Source organism: Rhodococcus sp. PAE-6 (assembly GCF_025290685.1).
In the GTDB taxonomy this organism is placed as follows: domain Bacteria; phylum Actinomycetota; class Actinomycetes; order Mycobacteriales; family Mycobacteriaceae; genus Rhodococcus; species Rhodococcus pyridinivorans.
The window spans coordinates 149,139-170,907 of the sequence record NZ_JAOCLZ010000008.1 but is presented as its reverse complement, the minus strand read 5'-3'; the positions used below and the strand labels follow the sequence as shown (position 1 = coordinate 170,907).

Below are 21,769 nucleotides of genomic sequence, written 5' to 3'. Positions count from 1 at the left end.
GATCTACTCGCCCAGCCAGGTGTCGAAGAACTGCAGTCGCGCCGACGCCTCGAACTTCAGGTCGGCGACGTTCGGTCCGGCACCGATCGCCTGCGACAGTTCGACCGTCGGGATCCACAGTCCGTTGTCGAGGACGAGCTGCTGCGCCCGGCCGATGAGCTCGGCACGTGCGGCCGGGTCGGTCGTGGACAGCTGCTGGGCGAGCACGTCGTCGAGATCCGGAATGGGATTGCGCTGGTTGAGGTTCCGCCCGTCGAGCCCGAATGCCGTGCGCAGGATGTCGCCGTCGGCGCGGGTGCTGTTGTAGTAGGACGCCTCGAAGTCGCCGGCATTCTGGCGTGCGGTGTTCTCCGGAGTGGAGACGAGGTCGAGCTGCAGGTCGATTCCCACCGCCCGCAACTGTTGCTGCACCAGTTCGAGAATGGCCTGGTTGCCGGCGAACACCGAGCTGAACAGCACGGGGAAGCTCAGGCGCTGCCCGTCCTTGACTCGGATGCCGTCGGGACCGGGCACCCAGCCGGCCTCGTCGAGGATCTTCTCGGCCTTCACCGGGTCGTAGGTGACGTCGGCGAGTTCGACGTAACCGGGGGTCGCGGACGCGAGCGTGCTGGTCGCGGGGCGGAAGTCCGGTCCGAGGACCGTGTCCACCAGTTCCTGCCGGTTGATCGCCGGGACGATCGCGCTGCGCACGGCCGGGTCGGTGAGGACACCGCGACTGAGGTTGGGTTGGAAGCCGAACGGGATACCCGGATTCGGAGTGGTCAGGATGCGGCCGCCGGCACTTTCGATCTGCGCCGCGTCCTGCGGCAGCGCATCCGAGATGGCGTCGAGCTGACCGGAGGCGAGCGATCCGGTGCGGACACCGGATTCGGGGACGATCGTGAACTCGATCCGGTCGAGATAGGCCTCACCGTCGTGCCCGAATGCCTCCGAACCCCACGAGTAACCCGTGCGCTTGACGAGGGTGGCGGACTTGTCCTGCTGGTAGTCCTCGTAGACGAACGGGCCGGTGCCCGACAGGTCACCGGCGCAGCGTTCCTCGGCGCTCTTGGCGGTGTCGGCATCCGAGAGCAGGCCCAGTTGATGACTTGCGGTGGCCTGCAGGAACGGCGCGTTCGGCACGGAGAAGTTCACCTGTGCGGTCCGGTCGTCGACGACCGTAGTGCCGGCGTATCCCGCGAGATACCCCACGGCCTGCGGCGCCTTCACCCCGCCGAGGGTGTTCACGATCGCGTCGAAGTTCTTCTTCACGGAGTCCGCGGTCAGCGGGGTGCCGTCGCTGAAGGTCACGCCTTCCTTCAACCGGAAAGTGAACTGCGTGCCGTCGGCGTTCGATTCCCAGCTCTCCGCCAGCCACGGCACGATCTCACCGGTCGCGGGGTCCTGGTCGGTGAGCGAGTCGACGACCTGCCGGGCGACGTAGATGGTCTGGTTGCTGGCGGCCTGCGCGGGATCGGCGCAGGTGGGTGGGACCGACAATCCGTACCGCAGGGTGCCGCCGGGCTGCGGGTCGCCGGTGGGCTCCGAGTTCGCCGCGGCACCGGTTCCGCAGGCGGTCAGCGCTGCGCCCAGTACGGCGGTGGCGGCGGCCGTGACGACGAACCGGGACGCGGAGGAGGACGAGATGGACAACGACGGGCTCCGTGATCTGGACAGGCCTCCGGCAGCATCACCGTGCGGATGCCGCCGAGCGGGCGGGGGTGGGATGTCGTCCCTGTGGAACGGGATGTCAGCGGGGATTGCGGCCGCTCTGGGTGGCTCGCTTCCCGAGGTTACGGAGTCTCGCGGATCGGGCACACCGTTTCTTTCACTGCGATCGAAACGGTTCCCGGGACAGCGGTCTCAGACGGTGAGGGCATCGCGGTGCGGGACCGCCGCGCGCAATCCAGGAGCGACCTCCGCCTGGAACAGTTCGAGACTCGCGCGCTGCTCCGCCACGTGGAACCCGCCGCGGTCGGCGGTCACGTGCATGACCTCGTGGCCGAAACGTTCGTGGTAGCGGAGAACCTTGTCGATCACCTGCTGAGGGCTCCCGATGAGCGCGGAGCTGCGTTCGACGAAGTCCTCGACGGTCTCGAAGACGACGGGAAGTCCGTTCTCGCGAGCGAATTCGCGTCGCTGTTCGAACTGGGGACGGTAGGCCTCGATCGCCTCCTGCGAGGTGCGCGCGACGTACAGTCCCGCCGTCCCGGCACCGACCCGCACCTCGGCGGGATCGTGACCGTAGGCGGCCCACCGTTCCCGGTAATGGTCGATGAGTTCGGCGTACGGTTCGATCGGGTTGGTGACGTTCGCGGAGAAGATCGGGTCACCGTATCGGGCTGCGAGATCGACCGATTCGCGACTGGTAGCGCTGCCGTGCCAGATGGTCAGGCGCTGCTGCAGCGGCCGGGGTACGGTGACGGCGTCGGTGAGCGACGGCCGGAACCGACCCTCCCACGTGACCGTCTCGTTCTCCCACAGTGCTCGGAACAGCTCGTAACCCTCACGGTTGCGGTCCCATTGGTCGTCGGGCGTGACGTGGAACAGGTCGGCCTGGGCGGTGCCGTTACCCTTGCCGATCATGAGCTGCAGGCGCCCACCCGACAGGTTGTCGAGCGTGGAGTAGTCCTCGAACGCGCGGACGGGGTCGAGCAGGCTCAGCGTCGTGACGCCGGTCCACAGTTCGAGTGTGCTGGTCCGCGCCGCGATGTGGGCCAGGATCACCGGAGGCGACGACGCGAGGAACGGCTTCTCGTGCCGCTCCCCCACCGCGAATCCTTCGAATCCGAGTTGTTCGGCGAGCACGGCGGTGTCGACGACCTCCCGGATCCGTTCGGACGGCGAGAGCCATTCTCCCGTCACGGGATCGGGATGGTGGGTGATGAGACTGAGCAGCAGGAACTTCATGCGGAGACCGCCTTTCCGACCAGGAACTTCTCGAAGGGATGCGGACCGATCTCCTCGGCGGGTCGCCGGGAGTCGAACAGGGCGGTGTATCCGGCCGCGAGATACAGCGCGACGGCCTCGGGTTGCCGCCACCCTGTCGTGAGGTAGATGCGGGTGTATCCGCGACGCAGGGCCTCGGCTTCGAGTTCGGCGACCACGATGCGACCGAGACCGCGACGTCGATGGTCCTTCGACGTCCAGATCCGTTTGAGTTCTGCGGTGTTCTCGTCGTAGCGCTGGAAGGCGCCACCGGCGACGGGCACCCCGTCCTCGATGAGGACGAGCAGGGCACCGTCGGGTGGCGCGAACCGGTCCTCCGGGTAGCCGACGAGACTCTCGTACTGTTCGTCGAAGGAGTGCTCGTAGCGGGTGCTGTACTCGACCGCGAGTTCCTCGAGCAGCGGTGCGGCGAGGGGATCGTCCTGACGCACCGCCCTGACCTCGAGTCTGCTGGTCCCGCTCACGAGGCCACCGCCGGTTGCCGCGTGCCGAATCGGAACGGTTCGGGGCTGGTGGCGGTGCCGTCGGCGAGGTCGGCGACGAGTTCGCCGATGGCGGGCGCGAATTTGAAGCCGTGCCCCGAGAATCCGGCGGCGACGGTGACGGCGCCTGCTCGGTCGACGACGAAGTTCGAGTCCGGTGTCGTCGTGTACAGGCAGGTATCCACCCGTGCGCTCTCGGCATCGACGCCCGGCAGCCACGTGCGCGCGTAGTCGACGAGCCGGCGCACACCGTCCGGGTCCGCCACGAAGCTGCGGCTGTCGGGTTCGACATGCGGCCCGGTGCCGTGTTCACCGATCTTGATGCCGTCGACGGAACCGAGGCCGTAGATGCCCTCCCCGTCGAGTTCGGCACCGCGGTGGTGGACGAAGCTCGGCCACTGCGCGTCGGTGAACGGGACGAAGTGCGCCGGTTGTTCCTGTGTCGTGCGCAGGGCCGGCAGGTGGGGTGCTGTGCCACCGGTAAGCCCGTCCAGGACGGTCCGCGTCCATGCTCCCGCCGCGACGACGACGTGCCGCGCGGTGATCACCTCGGTGTCGAGCACGATCTCGACGCCGCGATCGGACGCGCGGACGGTGCGGACCGGGGTGGTGTGCCGGACGTCCGCGCCGGCCTGCGCCGCGGCCTGTTGCAGTGCCGTCACCGAACGGTCGGCGTGCAACCGGCCGGCGTCGGGGTGGTGCAGCACCGTGGTGTCGAATCTGATGCCGTGCCAGCGGCGCTGCGCCTCGGCCGGTGTGAGGACACTGTGCGCGATACCGAGCTGATACAGCGCCTTCGCCTTGGCGTGGACGGCCGTCGGGAGTCCGTGGTCGACCGCCCCGGTGAGTTCGAGGACCCGGCTGCCGGTGGTCTCCTCGAGCCGCCGCCAGAGCGGCAGGGTGCGGGCCGCGAGTGCGGTGTAGAACTGCCCGTCGTAGGCCTGCCGGTAGATGCGGGAGGTGCCGTGCGAGGCACCGCGGTGGTGTCCCTGCTCGAACTGTTCGAGCAGGACCACCGTTCGGCCACGTGCGGCGAGTCGCCAGGCCGCCGCAGAGCCGATGACACCGCCACCGATCACCACGACGTCGACGAGTCTGCTGACGCGAGTCATGCCGTCTTCCTCTCGCTTCCGGCCTAGGCGGTCTTGGGGAGTCCGGGCGGGTTGATGCGTGAGACCTCGATCGCCTCGTTGCTGATGCCCCATCGTTCGAGAACCTCTGCATAGGTGCCGTTCTCGATGATGTGGTTGATCGCCTCGTTGATCGCCTGGATCAGTCCGTTGTCCTTCTTCGTGAGCACCGCGATCTCGCCCTGCAGGTCGAGGCCCGCGCCCGAGAACGTGCCGGCGATCTCCGTCTCACCTGCCTGCAGGACGTGGAACGCCGAGGTCGGGTTCGGTCCGACGTACGCGTCGATGCGTCCGGAGCCGAGCGCGAGGTAGTAGTCGACGGCGTTCTGGTAGTAGAGGATCTCGGCGGGTTCGAGCCCGGCGGCGACGTTCTGCTCGTTCCATTCGACGAGCAGCGACTCCTGGTTGGTTCCGGAGCCGACACCGATCGTCAGGCCGGCGATGTCCTCGGGTCCGTCGAAGGTGATGCCGCTGTCCTTGCCGACCTCGACGGCGAGGCTGTCGAGGCGGTAGGTGGCGAAGTCGTACTTCTCCTTGCGTTCCTCGGTGACGGTGACGTTCGAGATGAACACGTCCGCCTCACCGGAGTCGACGCGGACGAAGTTCTGCGCCCAGTCGGCGGCGGTGAGTTCGATGTCCAGGTCGAGCACGTTCCCGATGAGATGAGCGAAGTCGGTCTCGGATCCGATGATCGTCGTGTCGTCGTCGGCGTAGAAACGCAGCGGCGGTGCGGTACCGGCGGATCCGGTGACGACCAGCGTGCCGCGGTCGCGGATCTCCTGAGGAACCTTCGCGGCGATCTCCTCGACCGGGTCGGTGGTGATGCGGTTCTGGTCCGCGGTGAGGTTGTAACCGGCCGTCGTCGCGGCATCGGTGTCGGTGCCGGCATCTGCGTCGGAGCCGCAGACCGCGACGCCCAGGAGAGCGACGGCGGTCAGGGCCGAGGTCAACAGGCGGACCCGGCGGGAGGAAGCGAACATCGTTACCTTCTCGAGTGCTGTGGTGGGGAGGGGAATCAGAGAACGCGCGACAGGAACGACGCGGTGCGTTCCTGCTGCGGATTGTCGAGGACCTCGTGGGGTGGTCCCTGTTCGACGATGACGCCGCCGTCCATGAAGACGACGGTGTCGGCGACCTCACGGGCGAAACCGATCTCGTGTGTGACGATCACGAGGGTCGCGCCGTCGCCGGCGAGGTCGCGGATGACGGCGAGCACCTCACCGACGAGTTCGGGGTCGAGCGCCGAAGTGGGCTCGTCGAACAGGATCACTGCGGGTCGCAGGGCCAGGGCCCGCGCGATCGCGACGCGCTGCTGCTGACCGCCGGACAACTGTTTCGGATAGTCGTGCAGCTTGTCGCCCACGCCGACGCGGTCGAGCAGGGCACGAGCCTCCGACTCGACCTCCGTGCGGTCGCGTCCCTGCGCCGACACCGGTGCCTCGACGACGTTCTCGAGGGCGGTCAGGTGCGGGAAGAGGTTGAAGTTCTGGAAGACGAAGCCGATGCGGGAGCGTTGACGGAGGATGTCACGGGCACGCAACTCGTGCAGCTTGTTCCCGCGACGCTTGTAGCCGATCAGCTCGCCGTCGATACGGACGGTGCCGCGGTCGACCTTCTCGAGGTGGTTGAGGGTGCGCAGGAGGGTGGATTTCCCGGATCCGGACGGACCGAGGATCACGGTGACCGTGCCCTTGCGGAGTTGCAAGTCGATGCCTTTCAGGACTTCGAGCGTGCCGAACGACTTGTGGACTCCGCGCACGTCGACGACGTGGTCGACGTCGTCCCGGGTGGCGGTCATTTCGTCGCTCCCCGTGGTGCACCGATGCCGCTGTCGCGGATCTCGCGGTATTTCGCGACCACACGTTGCCACGGGGTGAGCGGTAGTGCGCGTGCCGAACCGCGGGCGTAGTGCCGTTCGACGTAGTACTGCCCGATCGACAGGATCGTGGTGAGGATGATGTACCAAACGGTCGCGACCATGAGCATCGGAACGACGCGTCCGGTGCGGCCGAAGATCACCTGTACCTGGTAGAAGAGTTCGGCGATGGCCATGGTGGAGACGATCGACGTGCCTTTGAACAGGCTGATCACCTCGTTGGCGGCGTTTGGGAGGATCGCCCGCATGGCCTGCGGGAGAACGATCTTCACGAACTGCCGGTAACGCGGGATGCCGAGCGCGTTGGCCGCCTCGATCTGGCCGTGGTCGACGGAGATGATGCCGGCGCGGATGATCTCGGCGGAGTAGGCCGCTTGGTGGAGCGCCAGACCGATGACAGCGGCGGTGAAGCCGGAGATCACCCCGGCGACACCGAACTCGAAGAAGGCCGGGCCGAAGGGGATGCCGATCGACAACGTCTTGTACAGGTAGGCGATGTTGAACCAGAACAGCAACTGGACGATGAGAGGGATCGATCGGAACGCCCAGATGTACGTCCACGAGACCACCTGCAGAACAGGATTGTTCGACAACCGCCCGATCGCGAGGAGCACACCGAGCGCGAAGCCTAGGACCGTGCCCCACAGCGTCAACTCGATCGTCATCCACAGTGCGGAGAGCACGGACGATGCGGTGAAGTACTGCGCGAAGGTCGCCCAGTCCCAGCCGGGGTTGATGGCCAGGCCGTGCACGAACTGGGCAACGAGGATCAACACGGCGGCGCTGATCACCCAGCGCCACGGATGCCATTTCCGGGCGACGACCAGGTTCTCGTCGTCGGTGTGGTCGGCGGGGGCGTCGGGAATGCGGAGATCGGTGGACGTGCTCACGGCGACGTCCTGTGGGCGGGAGCCATCGGAATGGGCCTTTCGGGAATGCGGGGTGTGGGAAAGCGAGGGTGCAGACGTGGGTCCCGGCCCGTCCCCCTGTGGACGGGCCGGGACTCACGCGGCGAAGAACGACGGGAGGTTCGGCGAGCGGTTCGGCTCAGCGACGACACCGGTGCGAAGTACCGCTATGACACCGGTGCGGAGTACCGCCGTGACACCGGTGCGGAGTACCGCCGTGACACCGCTGCGGAGTACCGCCGTGACACCGCTGCGAAGTACCGCGGCACAGGTCGATGTGCAGGCGGCACCACGAGGCGCGCTCGGTCCAGCGGGTCATGCTCGTTCCTCCATCGATCCCGGCGGTAGCACCCGCACCCGCGTACGGGGGGTTGCTGCGACGTCGTAGAGCCAGGTCTCTCGGTCGCTCTGGATGGTCGCGCTTCAAGCTACGGAGTGCGGCACGCCGCGGAAAGGCTTTCTCTCACTGTGACGGAAATCCGTTCCTCGTCGAGACCGATGTCGATGTCGACGCGGTGCCCCGGCATCGACGACAAGGCCGGTTTCGGTACGCCGTAGACTCGCCTCGGTGACCCCGCTCGAACTCTTCCTCGTCGCATTGGCCGGACTGGGCGCCGGAGCGATCAACTCCCTCGTCGGATCCGGCACTCTCATCACCTTCCCGACGCTCGTCGCGTTCGGTGTGCCCCCGGTGACCGCGACGATGTCCAACGCGATCGGCCTGGTCGCTGGAGGTGTATCAGGCACCTGGGGGTATCGGCGCGAGCTGCGCGGGCAATGGGAGCGGCTGCGATGGCAGATCCCGGCGTCGTTCTGCGGGGCACTGGTAGGAGCGTGGCTCCTGCTCCACCTGCCTGAGACCGTCTTCGAGACGGTCGTACCCATCCTGCTCCTCCTGGCCCTTACCCTCGTCGTGTTCCAGCCGAAGATCCAGGCGTGGGTGGCCCGCAGAACCGGCGGCGACGCCGACGGCCACCTCGGACCGGTGCGGATGACACTGCTCGTCGTCGGCACCTTCGCCGTCGGCATCTACGGCGGCTATTTCACGGCGGCGCAGGGCATTCTGCTCATGGGTTTGTTCGGAGCGTTGCTGCACGACCACATCCAGCGACAGAACGCGGTGAAGAATCTGCTGTCGCTGGTGGTGAACGTCGTGGCCGCGTGCGCGTACATCCTGGTGGCGTTCGACCGGATCGACTGGACCGTGGCCGCACTGATCGCGGTGGGTTCTTTGATCGGTGGCTATCTCGGCTCGCACTACGGCCGACGCCTGTCGCCGGTCGCGCTGCGGGCGGTGATCGTCGTGGTGGGGCTGATCGGTCTTTACCGACTGCTCGCCTGACGCACCACTTTCCGGAATTCACCTCTGCCGGGGTTGTCCGCAGCGTTACGAGAAGAACAGGTATCAATCCGATTTCAGAGAAATGGGAATCCCCGCCACCACGAGAGTTGCCGACTCACTGGCCTCCGCGACCCGCGCATTGAGCCGGCCGAGCATGTCGCGGAACAATCGGCCCGAAGAGGTCGCGGGCACCACTCCGCTACCGACCTCGTTGCTCACGGCGACCACCGGCACCGCACACTTCCGCCACGCCGCGATCAACTCGTCCACATCCCAGTGGACAGGGTCGAGGTCGCCACCATCCCAGACACCGTGGATATCGAGCCGTGCCGTCAACCACGTTCCGAGACAATCGATCAGCAGCGGTTCCGTAGCGGTGCACAGCACCTCGGCGACATCGACCGTCTCCACCGTCGACCATGAACCGGGACGTCTTTCCCGGTGCAGTGCAACACGTTCCGCCCACTCCGCGTCACCCTCTCGTGTCCCGCCGGTGGCGACGTAGGTGACGGACGGGCAGGACGCGAGTAGTTCCTCGGCGTGCCGCGACTTGCCCGACCGCACTCCCCCGAGAACCAGCGTCCGATGCGGCACGACCGGAGTCCCTTCACCCACGTGGACCACCTCACCGTCACGACCGGGACGAGCATCCACCTGCTGCAGACGATTCCGCAGTTCGTCGATGGGCGGATTGTGGTGACCCAGATGCACTGCGACCACCTCGGTGTTCTCGGTGACGGCACCGACACCGCGCAGACCATCCACCATCGCGCCGAACTCGGGCAGGCCGAGGTGACCCTCGGACAGTTCGGAACGGTCGCCGAAGGTTTCCTCGAGGAATACCGCGTCGAACCGGGCGTCGCGCACGGCCTCGAACCACTCGGCGAGCCACATCCCGGTGTCGCACGCCCACAGCAACCGCGACCCGCCGGGGCCCGACAGGTCGTACAGCACCGCGTCGCCGTCGCGGAAGACCCTGTGCCGTGCGGGAAGAACGCGCACGGAGTAGTCGCCGACGGTGAGCGAGTCCCCCGGCTCGACCGGCACGAAACGCACCGGCGCGTCGGGAGCCACCCAGGGTCTACAGGTGTCGAGCGCGTCGGCGGGACCTATCACATCGAGTTCGACGCCGGCGGCCACCCACGACCGGAACAACAATGCCTGCGGGCCCAGATGGTCTGCATGGGCGTGGGTCAGGAGAATATGCCGCACCTGCGCCAGCGACCTGCCGTGCCGCACGGCCGCGCGGGGCGCCTCCGGACCGCAGTCGAGCATCAGCACATCGTCGACGAGTGCCGCGGTCTGCCCGCGGATCTCGCCGCGACGGGCGGCATCCGCGCAGGATGCACACGTGCAGAACGGGTTCGGCCACCCGTCCGCCGCGCCGGTTCCCAGGAGCACGACCTCCATCAGCGGTCCTTCGTGCTGTCGCGGAGCGGGAGGACGGCGCGACCCGCCGGACGGTCGAGGATCTCGACGCGGGCGCCGTAGACCTGCGCGATGCGTTCGGCGGTGAGGACGTCGTCGGGCGCTCCGTCGGCGACGACGTGCCCGCGATCGAGCAGTACGAGCCGTTCCCCGTATTGGGCGGCGGAGGTCAGGTCGTGCATCGCGGCGATGACGGTGAGGTCGCCTTCGGTGCGCATCGAATCGACGAGTTCGAGTACCTGCTGCTGGTGTCCGATGTCGAGTGCGCTGGTGGGTTCGTCGAGGAGCAGCACCCGCGGTTGCTGGGCGAGAGCGCGTGCGAGCACGACGCGCTGCAGCTCACCGCCGGACAGTTCGGTCGCGAGTCGCGGTGCGAACGCTTCGAGCTCGAGCCGTTCTACGATCCGGTCCACCACCTCGCGGTCGTGCGCGGTCTCGGATCCGAAGCGCGGGATGTGCGGGGTGCGGCCGAGATGGATCAGTTCCCTGACGGTGACACCTTCCGGCACCACGGGGCGTTGCGGCATCAGCGCGACCGCGCGTGCCATGTCCCGACGTCCGGCGCGCCCCGGCACGATGTCGGCGACCTGCAGGTGACCGGTGGCCGGCACGAGACCGGCGAGGACGTGCAGCAGGGTGGTCTTGCCCGACCCGTTGGGCCCGACCAGCGATAGCCAGGAGCCGGCGGTGACGTTCAGGTCGATCCCGTGCAGCACCTCGACGCCACCGCGTTCGGCGCTGAGCTGCCGGCACGACACCGTCATGGTCGGGGTGGTGAGAACATCGCTCTTCATCGGACACCTCGGCTCCGTCTGAGCACGACGAGGAAGAAGGGCGCCCCGATCGCCGCGGTGACGACACCGATCGGCAGTTCGGCGGGCGACATGACGGTGCGGGCCAGGACGTCCGCGAGGACGAGGAAGGACGCACCCACCAGCAGCGACAGCGGCAGCAGGAGACGGTGGCCGGGTCCGGCGAGCAGCCGGACCGCGTGGGGGACGACGATGCCGACGAACCCGATGAGACCGCTCGCCGAGACGACGGCCGCGGTTCCGAGGGTCGCGACGCAGACGAGCAGCAGCCGCACGCGCGCCGGGTTGATCCCGAGGCTCGCGGCTTCGACGTCGCCGACCGCCATGACATCGAGTGTGCGCCGATGCAGCGCGATGATCGCGACGGTGACCACGACGTACGGCAGGACCACGACGACGTCGGACCAACCGTCGGTGGACAGGCGGCCGAGCATCCACGAGTACACCTGCCGCAGGGTGTCGTCGTGCAGCTGCATGAAGAACGTCTGGATCGCGTTGGCGAAGGCCGCGACGGCGACACCGGCGAGGATGATGACGACTTCCGAGCGGCTGCCGCCGACGGTGCGGCCGAGCGAATACGTCGCGCCGACGGCGAGCAGGCCCCCGGCGAAGGCCGCGATCGGGACACCGGCGAACCCGGCCGCGCCGCCCACGACGATGGCGAGGGTGGCACCGAGACCGGCGCCGCTGGAGACCCCGAGCAGATAGGGATCGGCGAGCGGATTGCGGAAGACCCCTTGGTAGGCCGCACCGGCGATGGCCAGCATCGCACCGACCAGCACCCCGAGCACGACGCGCGGCATCCGGATGTTCCACAGGATCGCCTGCTGACGCGTGCTCAACCCGGAGTCGACGTCGACGAGCGGCAGGCGGTCGGCGATGTCGAGCAGCACCCCGCCCGGGGTGAGACCGGCGGGCCCGACGAGGATCCCGACCAGCATCGCGGCGAACAGGGCGAGCACGGCGCCGGTCAGCACGAGCACGTTGCGCGGCGGTACCCGCGCACCACCGGGTGGCAGTGCGCGGGTGTTGCCTCGCGACACGGAGATCAAGGCGTGGGCTGGACCGCGGGGATGGTGCCGACGATCCGGGCGACCTCACGCATCAGGTCCACGACGCGCGGCCCCCAGCGACTGGCGATGTCCTCGTCGAGGACGTAGACCTGGCCGTCCCGGACAGCGGTGAGCTCGCCCCATCCGGCACGTTCCGCGACGACCTCGGGCGTGACGCCGCAGCACTGGCCGTCGGCCAGGAAGATCACGTCGGGGTTCTGTTCGAGGACGTACTCGGCGGACAGCTGCGGGTAGCCGTCGCCGCCGGTCGCGATCGAGGTCAGCCCCAGCATCGAGTAGATCTCGCCGATGTAGGTGTCGTCGGTGACGGTGTAGAAGGTGTTGTCGAGCTCGTGGTAGTAGGTCAGCGGGGTCTCCCGTTCGGGGAGGCCGGCGAGAATCTCGTCGATGTCCGTCTTCATCTGCGCCACGAGTTCGGCGGCGTCGCCGACGTGTCCGGTGACGGCTCCCAGCTGCTCGATCTGGGCGTAGGTGTCGTCCAGGTTCTCGGCCGCGGGAAGGATCAGCGTCTCGACACCGGCCTGTTCGAGTCCCGCAACGAGATCGGCGGTATCGGCGTTGGCGACGACCAGGTCGGGTTCGTAACCGAGGATCGCCTCGACGTTGGGGGTGTACCCCGACAGATCGGTGACGGGCGCGTCGGCCGGATAATCGGATCGGTCGTCGACCGCGACCACCTGGTCGCCGGCACCGACGGCGTAGAGCATCTCCGTGCTGGTGGGGCTCAGCGACACGATGGCCTGCGGGACGTCCGCGGAGGTGGTGTCGGTGTCACCGGACGGTGACGAATCGTCGCTGCTCGAGCACCCTGCGGCGAGGAGCGCGAAAGCGGTCAGTCCGGCGGCGAGCAGCCGTCGGTGGTTGTCGAGTGGCACAGCCATCCTCCGTTGTTCGGAGGACGAAAACAGCACGGCTGCAACAGGCGGTTGCGGCACGCCACCGTCCTTCGTCCGAGGACCAGTACGTACGGACCCTCCGCGCCGGCCGACCTGGCTCACCCCGTATCGGGACTTACAGTTGCGGGACAGCGCCGGAATCTCACCGGCTTCACCGAAAACGCAGCGGGTGCCCTACCGGATCGGCAGGACACCCGCAGCGTAGCTCACGGCGTCCCAGGTCAGGACAGCGCCTGCTGGAGATCCTCGAGCAGATCCTCGGGATCCTCGAGGCCCACGGACAGTCGCACCACGCCGTCGGACAAACCGATCGCGGCCCGGCCCTCCGGTCCCATCGCCCGGTGGGTGGTGGTCGCCGGGTGGGTGATGAGCGACTTGGAGTCGCCGAGATTGTTCGAGATGTCGACGATGCGCAGCTTGTTCAGCAGCTCGAAGGCACGCTTCTTGCCCTCGCCCTCGGGGGCGTCGAGCTCCAACGTGATGATCGTGCCACCGCCACTCATCTGCGACTTCGCGAGTTCGTACTGCGGGTGCGACTCGAGATACGGGTACTTGACCCAGCGCACCGCATCCTGCGATTCGAGGAACTGCGCGATGCGCAGCGCCGAATCGACCGAGGCGCGCAACCGCACCGGCATGGTCTCGAGACCCTTGAGCAGCGTCCACGCGTTGAACGGGCTCAGCGACGGCCCGGTGTGGCGGATGAGCTTCTGCACCGGCCCGTCGATGTAGTCGGCGGGTCCGAGGATCGCTCCGCCGAGCACGCGGCCCTGACCGTCGATGTGTTTGGTGCCGGAGTAGACGACGATGTCGGCACCGAGATCGAGGCTGCGCTGCAGCAGCGGGGTGGCGAAGACGTTGTCCAGCACCACCTTCGCGCCCGCCGCATGCGCCATCTCGGAGACGCGACGCACGTCGACGAGGGTCTGCATGGGGTTCGAGGGGGTCTCGAAGAAGACCGCGGTGGTGGGCACCGACAGTGCCTTCTCCCACTGGTCGAGATCCTCGCCGTCGACGAACACCGTCTCCACGCCCCAGCGGGGCAGAATCTCGTTGCACACGACGAAGCACGAACCGAAGAGGCTGCGTGCCGCGACGAGACGGTCGCCCTTGCCGAGCAACGCGGCGAGCGCGGTGAACACCGCGGACATGCCGGACGCGGTGGCGTACGCCCCCTCGGCACCGTCGAGCAGGCGCAGGCGCTCCTCGAACATCTTCACCGTGGGGTTGCCGTAGCGGGAGTAGACGAAATGGTCGACGTCGCCGGTGAAAGCGGCCTCGGCGGCCTCGGCCGACTCGTAGACGAACCCGGAGTTGAGGTAAAGGGCCTCGGAGGTCTCCTCGAAACCGGATCGGAGGGTGCCGCCGCGCACGCCGAGCGTGGCGGGGCGAACGGTGGCGGGCAGCGCCTTGTCGAACGCGCCGCCCTGGGGGATGGAACTCACGACTGCCTCCACGGCAGGCCTGCAGCCCGCCAGCCCTCGGCACCGCGATGGCTTTCGCCGTCGAGAGCGCCTTCGAATCCTTCGAGAACGTTGTAGGCGGGGGTCAGGCCCGCAGCGGTGGCGGCCGTGGCCGCTCCGATGGAGCGCTGCCCCGAGCGACACAGGAAGATCACCGGTCCGCCGCCGATACCCGCTGCCCTCAGATCCTCGACGAAGTTCGGGTTGGGGGCGCCGTCGGGGTAACGAACCCACTCGACGAACACGGTCCGGCGACCGAGCGACGAGGTCTCGGGGACCCCGACGTATTTCCACTCGGCTTCGGTACGCACATCGACGAGCACGGCATCCGGATCACCTTGCAGCAGGTCCCATGCCTGCTGCGGCGTTATATCACCTGCGTAGCTCACCGGGACATATTTTCACAGGTCGGACTGTGACGTACACGCGGGCACCGCTTCGTATACGCACGGCGACACGTCAGAACCGGCAGATCCGCCACACGTCGTCGATGCGGACGACCTGCCACGTCTCGGTCTGCGTCTCCCCGTCGAGGCCGGTCCGGACGTCGACGGTGGCCCGATCGCCGTCCACGGCGATGTTCTGCGTGGCCTGCAGCTCCACGCGTCCCTCGACGTCCGCGAGCGGTGCTTCCTCGGCGGGCAGATCGCTGCACCGCAGCCGGTCGAGGATCGGTCCGTCGTTCTCGTTGTGCGCGGAGACGTAGTCGGTGACGGCGCGGCGCACCATCTCGTCCTCGGTGAGGTCGTCGCCCGCCGGGGAGAAGAGCTGGGCGCCGAAGACGACGAGGACGAGCACCACCAGGACCGCGAGGGCTCCGAGGAAAGGCCCTATGCTGCTACTGGTGGGACCGTCGGGATCCGGGCCGGGATCGGGTTCGGGTTCGGGGGCTCCGCGCTTGGCCATGCGCCCGATCCTAGTGGGCGCGAGGTCGCAGCCCGTCACGACCGCATTTGCCCTAAAAACCCTCTCGAGGTAGGAATTGTCGCATGGCCACCACGCAGCTCGTTCGACGCCTCGCCGTCGACCTGTGTCGTATGGGTGCCCACATGTGTTGTCGCTGAAGCGATTCGCTCGACGGCTCGATTCATCCTCCTTCGCCGTCATCCCCGCGCGACCTGCGCCGAGCCCACTGAGGGCAGCCTTAATTTAAGCTGGATATGTCCGTCCGCACACCGAAGAGGTAGTTGATCCCCTGATGACCGATCAGACTCGTCCCCTTCGCGTCGCGATCGTCGGTGCCGGCCCTGCCGGTATCTACGCCGCCGACGCACTCATGAAGTCCGACACTGCGCAGGATCCCGGGGTCAGCATCGACCTGTTCGAGCGCATGCCGGCGCCGTTCGGTCTGATCCGCTACGGTGTCGCGCCCGACCACCCGCGCATCAAGGGCATCATCACCGCCCTGCACAAGGTGCTCGACAAGCCGCAGATCCGCCTGCTCGGCAATCTCGACTACGGCAGCGACTTCAACCTCGACGACCTGCAGCGTTTCTACGATGCGGTGATCTTCTCGACCGGCGCGAACGCGGACCGCGCGCTGAACATCCCCGGCATCGATCTCGACGGCAGCTACGGCGCCGCCGACTTCGTGTCCTGGTACGACGGTCACCCCGACGTGCCGCGCACCTGGCCGCTCGAGGCGGAGAAGGTCGCCGTCCTCGGTGTCGGCAACGTCGCGCTCGACGTCGCCCGCGTGCTCGCCAAGACCGGCGACGAGCTGCTGCCGACGGAGATTCCGCCGAACGTCTACGAGGGTCTGAAGAACAACAAGGCCGTCGAGGTGCACGTCTTCGGTCGCCGTGGTCCGGCGCAGGCCAAGTTCACGCCGCTCGAGCTGCGCGAACTCGACCACTCCCCGACCATCGAGGTCATCGTCGACCCCGAGGACATCGACTACGACGAGGGCTCCGAGCAGGCACGGCGCAACTCCAAGCAGGTCGACATGGTCGCCAACACCCTGCAGGACTGGGCGATCCGCGATGTGGGCAACCGTCCGCACAAGCTGTTCCTGCACTTCTTCGAGTCCCCGCACGAGATCCTCGGCGAGGACGGCAAGGTCGTCGGTCTGCGCACCGAGCGCACCGAGCTCGACGGCACCGGCAACGTGCGCGGCACCGGCAAGTTCAACGACTGGGAGGTCCAGGCCGTCTACCGCGCGGTCGGCTACCTCTCGCAGAACATCGCCAAGCTGCCCTTCGACGAGCAGGCCGGCACCGTGCCGAACGAGGCCGGACGTGTGCTCGCCGACGAAAGCGCCGAGGGTCCCGACCGGTTCATGCCGCACACCTACGTCACCGGCTGGATCAAGCGCGGCCCCGTCGGCCTGATCGGCCACACCAAGGGCGACGCGAACGAGACCGTCGCGAACCTGCTCGAGGACCGGGCCGCCGGCCGTCTGAACACCCCCGAGGATCCGTCCGAGGACGCGATCGTGAAGTTCCTCGAGGACAAGCAGCTGCCGTACACCACCTGGCAGGGCTGGTACCGCCTCGATGCGCACGAGCGCAGCCTCGGTGAGGCCGAGGGCCGCGAGCGCGTGAAGGTCGTCGAGCGCGAGGACATGTTCCGCGCGAGCGAGCCGCACAAGGCGTGACAGCAGCCTGAACTGCACGAACGACGAGGGACCCATCCGCGCGGATGGGTCTCTCCTCGCTTTCGGGTCTGCTCGGCTTTCCGGGTGCGCTCAGGTGAACAGGACGGCGCCCAGCCACACCGACGCCGCGACGAGTCCGCCGAACAGTTCGACGAGGATCGACAACGCGACCGCCTTGGTCGCCGCGACCGTCGAGACCCACGCGTCGCGGTGGGTGCGATGCCGCTGCACCTCCGACAGGTACATGCCGAGCAGGAAGCCCAGGAACAGCCCGACGACGGGGACGACGAAGAACCCGACGATGCCGAGCAGACCGGCGAGGATCAACGAGCGGTTCGGCACCCCGGCCTGCTGCAGTCGCTTGCCGGGCCAGGTGTACTTCACGATGCCGGTGACCAGCAGCGCCACCGCCGCGACGCCCAGCACGATCCATGCGGTGGTGCCTCCCGTGAGGAACGCCCATACGGCGATCGCGCCGAAGATCAGCAGGACGCCGGGCAGGACCGGCAGCACGATCCCGAGCAGGCCGACGAGGATCGCCAGCCCGACGAGCAGTTCGCCGCCGGCACTCACGGCGCCACCGGGCGGGTCGAGCGGGCGGAAGACAGCGGAGTACCGGGACGCGGTGGCAGCATGGTGGGACTATATGTGCCACCGGTCCACGCCCCCGGGAGGACGCGATGAGCAGTACCAGGCCTCACAGCAGCCCGAAGAGTGCATCGGACGCCGCAGCCGCCGCGGTGCGCGGCGACGTCCGGTACTTCACGACGCCCGGTGTCGATCCCGCCGAGGCGGTGGAGTGGCAGCGCCGCGACGCGCGGATCGTCCACCACGGCACCGGTCGTGTCGTCTTCGAGCAAACCGATGTGGAGTTTCCTGCCTTCTGGTCGCAGAACGCCACCGACATCGTCACGCAGAAGTACTTCCGCGGGCAGCTCGGACACCCGGATCGTGAGCACTCGTTGCGCGACGTGATCGCGCGCATCGTCGACACGATCACGGCGTGGGGGCACACCGACGGTCATCTCGACGATCCGGAGGCGTTCGCCGCCGAGCTGACCTATCTGCTGATCCACCAGCGGGCCTCGTTCAACAGTCCCGTCTGGTTCAACATCGGGGTGCCGAACACTCCGCAGCAGGCCAGCGCGTGTTTCATTCTGTCGGTCGACGACAGCATCGACTCGATCCTCGAGTGGTACCGGCAGGAAGCGGTGATCTTCAAGGGCGGGTCGGGCGCCGGGGTGAACCTCTCCCGGATCCGCTCGTCGGCCGAACCGCTGACCGGTGGCGGAAGCGCATCGGGGCCGGTCAGCTTCATGCGCGGCGCCGACGCCTCCGCCGGCACCATCAAGTCCGGCGGCAAGACCCGGCGGGCCGCGAAGATGGTGATCCTCGACGTCGACCATCCCGACATCGAGGAGTTCGTCGACTGCAAGGCGATCGAGGAACGCAAGGCGCGGGTGCTCGCCGAGGCCGGTTTCGACATGGGTCTCGACGGCACCGACATCCATTCGGTGCAGTACCAGAACGCGAACAACTCGGTGCGCGTGACCGACGAGTTCATGCACGCGGTGGTGGCCGACGCCGAGTGGCCGCTGCGTACCGTGACGACCGGCGAGACGGTCCGGACTGTCCGCGCGCGAGAGTTGTTGCAGCGCACCGCCGCCGCCACCTGGGAGTGCGCCGACCCGGGCATCCAGTACGACACGACGATCAATGCCTGGCACACCGCCTCCGCGACCGGCCGGATCAACGCGTCGAATCCCTGCTCGGAGTACATGCATCTCGACGATTCGGCCTGCAACCTCGCGAGCCTGAATCTGCTGACCTTCCTGCGCGAGGACGGCACCTTCGACGTCGACGGTTTCCGTCACTCCGTGGCGGTGATGCTCACCGCGCAGGAAATCCTCGTCGGCCGCGCCGACTACCCCACCGAGCGGATCGGTGAGACGTCGCGGCGGTTCCGGCAGCTCGGGCTCGGTTACGCCAACCTCGGTGCGCTGCTCATGGCTTCGGGCCTGCCCTACGACAGCGAGGCCGGACGCGCGACGGCTGCGGCGATCACCGCCCTGATGACCGGTCACGCCTACGCCGTGTCGGCGGACATGGCGAGGCGCCTCGGACCGTTCGACGGTTTCGACGAGAACCGCGCGCCGATGCTCGACGTGCTGGGCAAGCATCGTGGCGCACTCGATGACATCGACGCCGATCTCGCACCGGCCGACGTGCTCGATGCGGCACGACAGGCGTGGGACCGCGCCGTGGCCGACGGCTCTGCCCACGGTGTGCGCAACAGCCAGGTCAGCGTGCTCGCACCGACCGGCACGATCGGGCTCGCGATGGATTGCGACACCACCGGGATCGAACCGGATCTGGCGTTGGTGAAGACCAAGAAGCTCGTCGGCGGCGGCAGCCTCACGATCGTCAATCGCAGTGTGCCGCGCGCACTGTCGCGTCTGGGTTACAGCCCGTCGGAGGTCGCCGATATCGTGGCGCACCTCGATCTGCATCACGATCTCGCCGGTGCGCCGCACGTGCGCGACGAGCACGCACCGGTGTTCGCGACGTCCATGGGCGACAACGTCATCTCGCCGCGCGGCCACGTCGCGATGATGGCCGCGGTGCAGCCCTTCCTGTCGGGTGCGATCTCCAAGACGGTGAACCTGCCCGAGTCCGCGACCGTCGACGACATCGCCGACATGTATGTCGACGCGTGGCGCCTGGGCGTGAAGGCCCTTGCGATCTACCGTGACAACTGCAAACTGGGACAACCGTTGTCGACGGCGTCGCGCCCTGCTGTCGCAGAAGCGGCTCCGTCCACGGCGCCTCGCCGCGAGCGGCTCCCGCGCACCCGCACTTCTCGGACGTTCGAGTTCCGGGTGGCGGACTGCAAGGGCTTCGTCACGATCGGTGAGTACGACGACGGGCGTCCCGGCGAGATGTTCCTGCGCGTGTCCAAACAGGGCTCGACGCTCGCCGGCATCATGGACGCCTTCTCGATGTCGGTCAGTTACGGTCTGCAGTACGGGGTCCCGTTGCGCACCTTCGTCCGGGCCTTCACGAGTACGCGTTTCGAGCCGGCCGGGATCACCGACGATCCGGATCTGCGGATCGCCACGTCGATCCTCGACTACATCTTCCGGCGACTGGCGATCGACTATCTCGAACCCGACGAGCGCGCCGAACTGGGCATCCTCACCGGCGCCGAGCGTTCGGTGCCCGACACCCCCACGCTCACGCCGTACACGAGCACGCCGCCGGTGCGTGAGCCCGATCCGCCGGCGACCGCGCCGCGGGGCACGCACAGCACGAGCAGCGCGAGCACGTCCTCCCCGGGTGGTCTCGCTGCTCCGTCACCGTCGAATCCGGACGCGCCGTACTGCATGCAGTGCGGAGTGAAGATGCAACGGGCCGGGTCGTGCCACGCCTGCCCGTCCTGTGGGAACACCAGCGGCTGCAGTTGAGGTGATGCGTCCATACTGGCGGGATGGTCCTGGGAGTCGACACCGAACTGACACTGACGGCCGCGGGTGCGGTCTTCCTTCTTGCGCTCGCTCTCGGCGTGTGGAAGTACCGGCAGATGGCGACGTCCGACGACCACCTCGCGCACCCGTACGTCGACATCGCCCACCGATCGGCCCTGATGTATTCCTTCGCGACGCTGCTGGTCGCGGTGTTCGTCGAGCTCAGCGCGTGGCCCACCGCAGTGAACCTCGCCGCGGCCGCGGTGATCGTGGTGTTCTTCGTCGGCGCGATCGCGAGCTATGTCGTGCACGGTGCGCTGCGCGACACCACGAATCAGTTCGCGCATCCGGTGCGCGGGACGGGTCCGGCGATGGCCGCGCTGATCGTCGGTGAGATGGGTGGCTTCGCGGTGCTGTTCGCCGGCTTCCTGTGGGGTGCCTTCGCAAGCTGAGGCTGCGTCAGGTGCGGTGTTCGAGCAACGACAGGACGTTGCCGTGCGGGTCGCGGAACCATGCGACCCGCATACCGTCGGGCGCGGTCCACGCGTCGTGGTCGTCCTGGTCCATGCCGTTGTACCGGATGAACTCCACGCCGTGCTCGCGCAGTCGTTCGACGGTGCCGTCCAGATCGGATACCCGCCAGCCCAGCACGGTGTAGCCGGTCTCCTCGCGCGACTGCACGAGGGTCACCCGGACCGGTGCGCCGCCGCCTCCGTCGAGGACGAGCGCGAAGGGGTCGCGGGAGAGCTTCCGGAAGCGCAGGGTGTCGACGTAGAACATCTCCGAGACGTCGAGGTCGGTGCTCGGGACGAAGCTCACGAGTTGGCCGGTGATCGTCATACGTCCACTGTGCTCCGGAGCGCCCGAGTGCGACAGCGGATTCGGCGGATTCACGCCCCCACCTCGGCGATCCGGCGACTAGGCTCTCGATCATGAGTACTTCGGAGATCGCTACGGTCCTGGCCTGGCACGACGCTGTGAACAGCAACGACATCGACACGCTCGTGCAGTTGTCGAGCGACGACATCGTGCTCCCCACCCCCGACGACGATCCCGACCAAGGACTCGACGAACTGCGCGAGTGGGCGACGACGGCAGGGGTCACGCTGCAACCGGGCCGCCTGTTCGTCCACCACGGAATCGTGGTGGTCGAGGAGACGGTGACCTGGGCGTCCGATCCGGGTCCTCGCGACGAGGCGATCGCCTTCCGGGTGGTCGACGACCAGGTGGTCACCGTCGTCCGCCACACCGATCTCGGCGAGGCCTTCGAGGCGACCGGACTGAGCGAGGCCGACCTCTACGAGGAGTGATCCACTCCCGACGACCGGAACCCCAGCAACCGGAGCCATATTCTGAACGCTCGCTAAGGTA

The 21,769-nt window shown here is 67.7% G+C and carries 21 protein-coding genes and 2 riboswitches; of the genes, 5 read left to right on the top strand and 16 right to left on the bottom strand.

What is annotated here, in order from left to right; translation table 11 throughout:
* Nucleotides 1–3: 3 nt before the first annotated feature.
* The 7 genes from NVV99_RS17055 to NVV99_RS17025 form a co-directional block, all read right to left on the bottom strand.
* Nucleotides 4–1,632 (bottom strand): ABC transporter substrate-binding protein, encoded by a 1,629-nt coding sequence (locus tag NVV99_RS17055; protein ID WP_024101834.1) that lies wholly within the window; start codon nt 1,630–1,632, stop codon nt 4–6.
* Between the two features lie 210 nt (nt 1,633–1,842).
* Nucleotides 1,843–2,889 carry an LLM class flavin-dependent oxidoreductase gene (locus NVV99_RS17050; RefSeq protein ID WP_024101835.1) on the bottom strand — a complete coding sequence of 349 codons (1,047 nt, stop codon included), beginning with the start codon at nt 2,887–2,889 and terminating at the stop codon, nt 1,843–1,845.
* A complete protein-coding gene (locus tag NVV99_RS17045) occupies nt 2,886–3,392 on the bottom strand; it encodes a GNAT family N-acetyltransferase (RefSeq protein WP_041803440.1) in 507 nt (168 codons plus the stop codon). Before NVV99_RS17045 ends, NVV99_RS17050 begins: the two co-directional genes overlap by 4 nt.
* The gene (locus NVV99_RS17040) at nt 3,389–4,522 is read right to left on the bottom strand and encodes an FAD-dependent oxidoreductase (RefSeq protein ID WP_024101837.1); all 1,134 of its coding nucleotides are present in this window, start codon (nt 4,520–4,522) and stop codon (nt 3,389–3,391) included. Before NVV99_RS17040 ends, NVV99_RS17045 begins: the two co-directional genes overlap by 4 nt.
* 23 nt (nt 4,523–4,545) lie before the next feature.
* Nucleotides 4,546–5,520 carry an ABC transporter substrate-binding protein gene (locus NVV99_RS17035; RefSeq protein WP_024101838.1) on the bottom strand — a complete coding sequence of 325 codons (975 nt, stop codon included), beginning with the start codon at nt 5,518–5,520 and terminating at the stop codon, nt 4,546–4,548.
* A 35-nt stretch (nt 5,521–5,555) separates the two neighbouring features.
* Complete coding sequence (locus NVV99_RS17030; RefSeq protein WP_024101839.1) at nt 5,556–6,338, bottom strand: amino acid ABC transporter ATP-binding protein; 783 nt, start codon at nt 6,336–6,338, stop codon at nt 5,556–5,558.
* Nucleotides 6,335–7,282, bottom strand: a complete 948-nt coding sequence (locus NVV99_RS17025) for an amino acid ABC transporter permease (RefSeq protein ID WP_041803812.1) — start codon at nt 7,280–7,282, stop codon at nt 6,335–6,337. The genes NVV99_RS17030 and NVV99_RS17025 overlap by 4 nt, the downstream gene beginning before the upstream one ends.
* A gap of 368 nt (nt 7,283–7,650) precedes the next feature.
* Nucleotides 7,651–7,743: riboswitch (SAM riboswitch) on the bottom strand.
* 149 nt (nt 7,744–7,892) lie between these two features.
* Between NVV99_RS17025 and NVV99_RS17020 the strand changes: the two genes are divergently transcribed.
* Nucleotides 7,893–8,666, top strand: a complete 774-nt coding sequence (locus NVV99_RS17020) for a sulfite exporter TauE/SafE family protein (RefSeq protein WP_006552923.1) — start codon at nt 7,893–7,895, stop codon at nt 8,664–8,666.
* A gap of 63 nt (nt 8,667–8,729) precedes the next feature.
* On the opposite strand, the gene NVV99_RS17015 is transcribed toward NVV99_RS17020, so the two are convergent.
* The 7 genes from NVV99_RS17015 to NVV99_RS16985 all read right to left on the bottom strand — a co-directional run bounded on the left by NVV99_RS17015 (nt 8,730) and on the right by NVV99_RS16985 (nt 15,244).
* Nucleotides 8,730–10,076 carry a bifunctional adenosylcobinamide kinase/adenosylcobinamide-phosphate guanylyltransferase gene (locus NVV99_RS17015; protein WP_024101841.1) on the bottom strand — a complete coding sequence of 449 codons (1,347 nt, stop codon included), beginning with the start codon at nt 10,074–10,076 and terminating at the stop codon, nt 8,730–8,732.
* Nucleotides 10,076–10,858 (bottom strand): ABC transporter ATP-binding protein, encoded by a 783-nt coding sequence (locus tag NVV99_RS17010; RefSeq protein WP_024101842.1) that lies wholly within the window; start codon nt 10,856–10,858, stop codon nt 10,076–10,078. Before NVV99_RS17010 ends, NVV99_RS17015 begins: the two co-directional genes overlap by 1 nt.
* Before the next feature lie 26 nt (nt 10,859–10,884).
* On the bottom strand, nt 10,885–11,847 hold the full coding sequence (locus NVV99_RS17005) for an iron ABC transporter permease (protein WP_228045161.1): 963 nt from the start codon (nt 11,845–11,847) through the stop codon (nt 10,885–10,887).
* A gap of 107 nt (nt 11,848–11,954) precedes the next feature.
* Nucleotides 11,955–12,860, bottom strand: a complete 906-nt coding sequence (locus tag NVV99_RS17000; protein ID WP_024101844.1) for an ABC transporter substrate-binding protein — start codon at nt 12,858–12,860, stop codon at nt 11,955–11,957.
* A gap of 87 nt (nt 12,861–12,947) precedes the next feature.
* A riboswitch (cobalamin riboswitch) is annotated at nt 12,948–13,077 on the bottom strand.
* 19 nt (nt 13,078–13,096) lie between these two features.
* Nucleotides 13,097–14,320 carry an O-succinylhomoserine sulfhydrylase gene (locus NVV99_RS16995; protein ID WP_006552928.1) on the bottom strand — a complete coding sequence of 408 codons (1,224 nt, stop codon included), beginning with the start codon at nt 14,318–14,320 and terminating at the stop codon, nt 13,097–13,099.
* The gene (locus NVV99_RS16990; RefSeq protein WP_024101845.1) at nt 14,317–14,727 is read right to left on the bottom strand and encodes a rhodanese-like domain-containing protein; all 411 of its coding nucleotides are present in this window, start codon (nt 14,725–14,727) and stop codon (nt 14,317–14,319) included. The genes NVV99_RS16995 and NVV99_RS16990 overlap by 4 nt, the downstream gene beginning before the upstream one ends.
* Nucleotides 14,728–14,797: 70 nt before the next feature.
* Complete coding sequence (locus NVV99_RS16985) at nt 14,798–15,244, bottom strand: membrane protein (protein ID WP_006552930.1); 447 nt, start codon at nt 15,242–15,244, stop codon at nt 14,798–14,800.
* A 292-nt stretch (nt 15,245–15,536) separates the two neighbouring features.
* Here NVV99_RS16985 and NVV99_RS16980 point away from each other — a divergent pair, with 292 nt between their 5' ends.
* Complete coding sequence (locus NVV99_RS16980; protein ID WP_006552931.1) at nt 15,537–16,934, top strand: FAD-dependent oxidoreductase; 1,398 nt, start codon at nt 15,537–15,539, stop codon at nt 16,932–16,934.
* 90 nt (nt 16,935–17,024) lie between these two features.
* Here NVV99_RS16980 and NVV99_RS16975 read toward each other — a convergent pair whose 3' ends face one another.
* Entirely contained in the window at nt 17,025–17,507 is a 483-nt protein-coding gene (locus tag NVV99_RS16975) for a DUF456 domain-containing protein (RefSeq protein WP_006552932.1), read from the bottom strand.
* Between the two features lie 107 nt (nt 17,508–17,614).
* Here NVV99_RS16975 and NVV99_RS16970 point away from each other — a divergent pair, with 107 nt between their 5' ends.
* Entirely contained in the window at nt 17,615–20,398 is a 2,784-nt protein-coding gene (locus tag NVV99_RS16970; protein WP_006552933.1) for a vitamin B12-dependent ribonucleotide reductase, read from the top strand.
* Nucleotides 20,399–20,421: 23 nt separating this feature from the next.
* Entirely contained in the window at nt 20,422–20,850 is a 429-nt protein-coding gene (locus NVV99_RS16965; protein ID WP_016933753.1) for a hypothetical protein, read from the top strand.
* A 7-nt stretch (nt 20,851–20,857) separates the two neighbouring features.
* Here NVV99_RS16965 and NVV99_RS16960 read toward each other — a convergent pair whose 3' ends face one another.
* Nucleotides 20,858–21,238, bottom strand: a complete 381-nt coding sequence (locus NVV99_RS16960) for a VOC family protein (protein ID WP_006552935.1) — start codon at nt 21,236–21,238, stop codon at nt 20,858–20,860.
* A 92-nt stretch (nt 21,239–21,330) separates the two neighbouring features.
* On the opposite strand from NVV99_RS16960, the gene NVV99_RS16955 reads away from it, so the two are divergent.
* Complete coding sequence (locus tag NVV99_RS16955) at nt 21,331–21,708, top strand: nuclear transport factor 2 family protein (RefSeq protein ID WP_024101846.1); 378 nt, start codon at nt 21,331–21,333, stop codon at nt 21,706–21,708.
* The last annotated feature ends 61 nt before the right edge of the window (nt 21,709–21,769 follow it).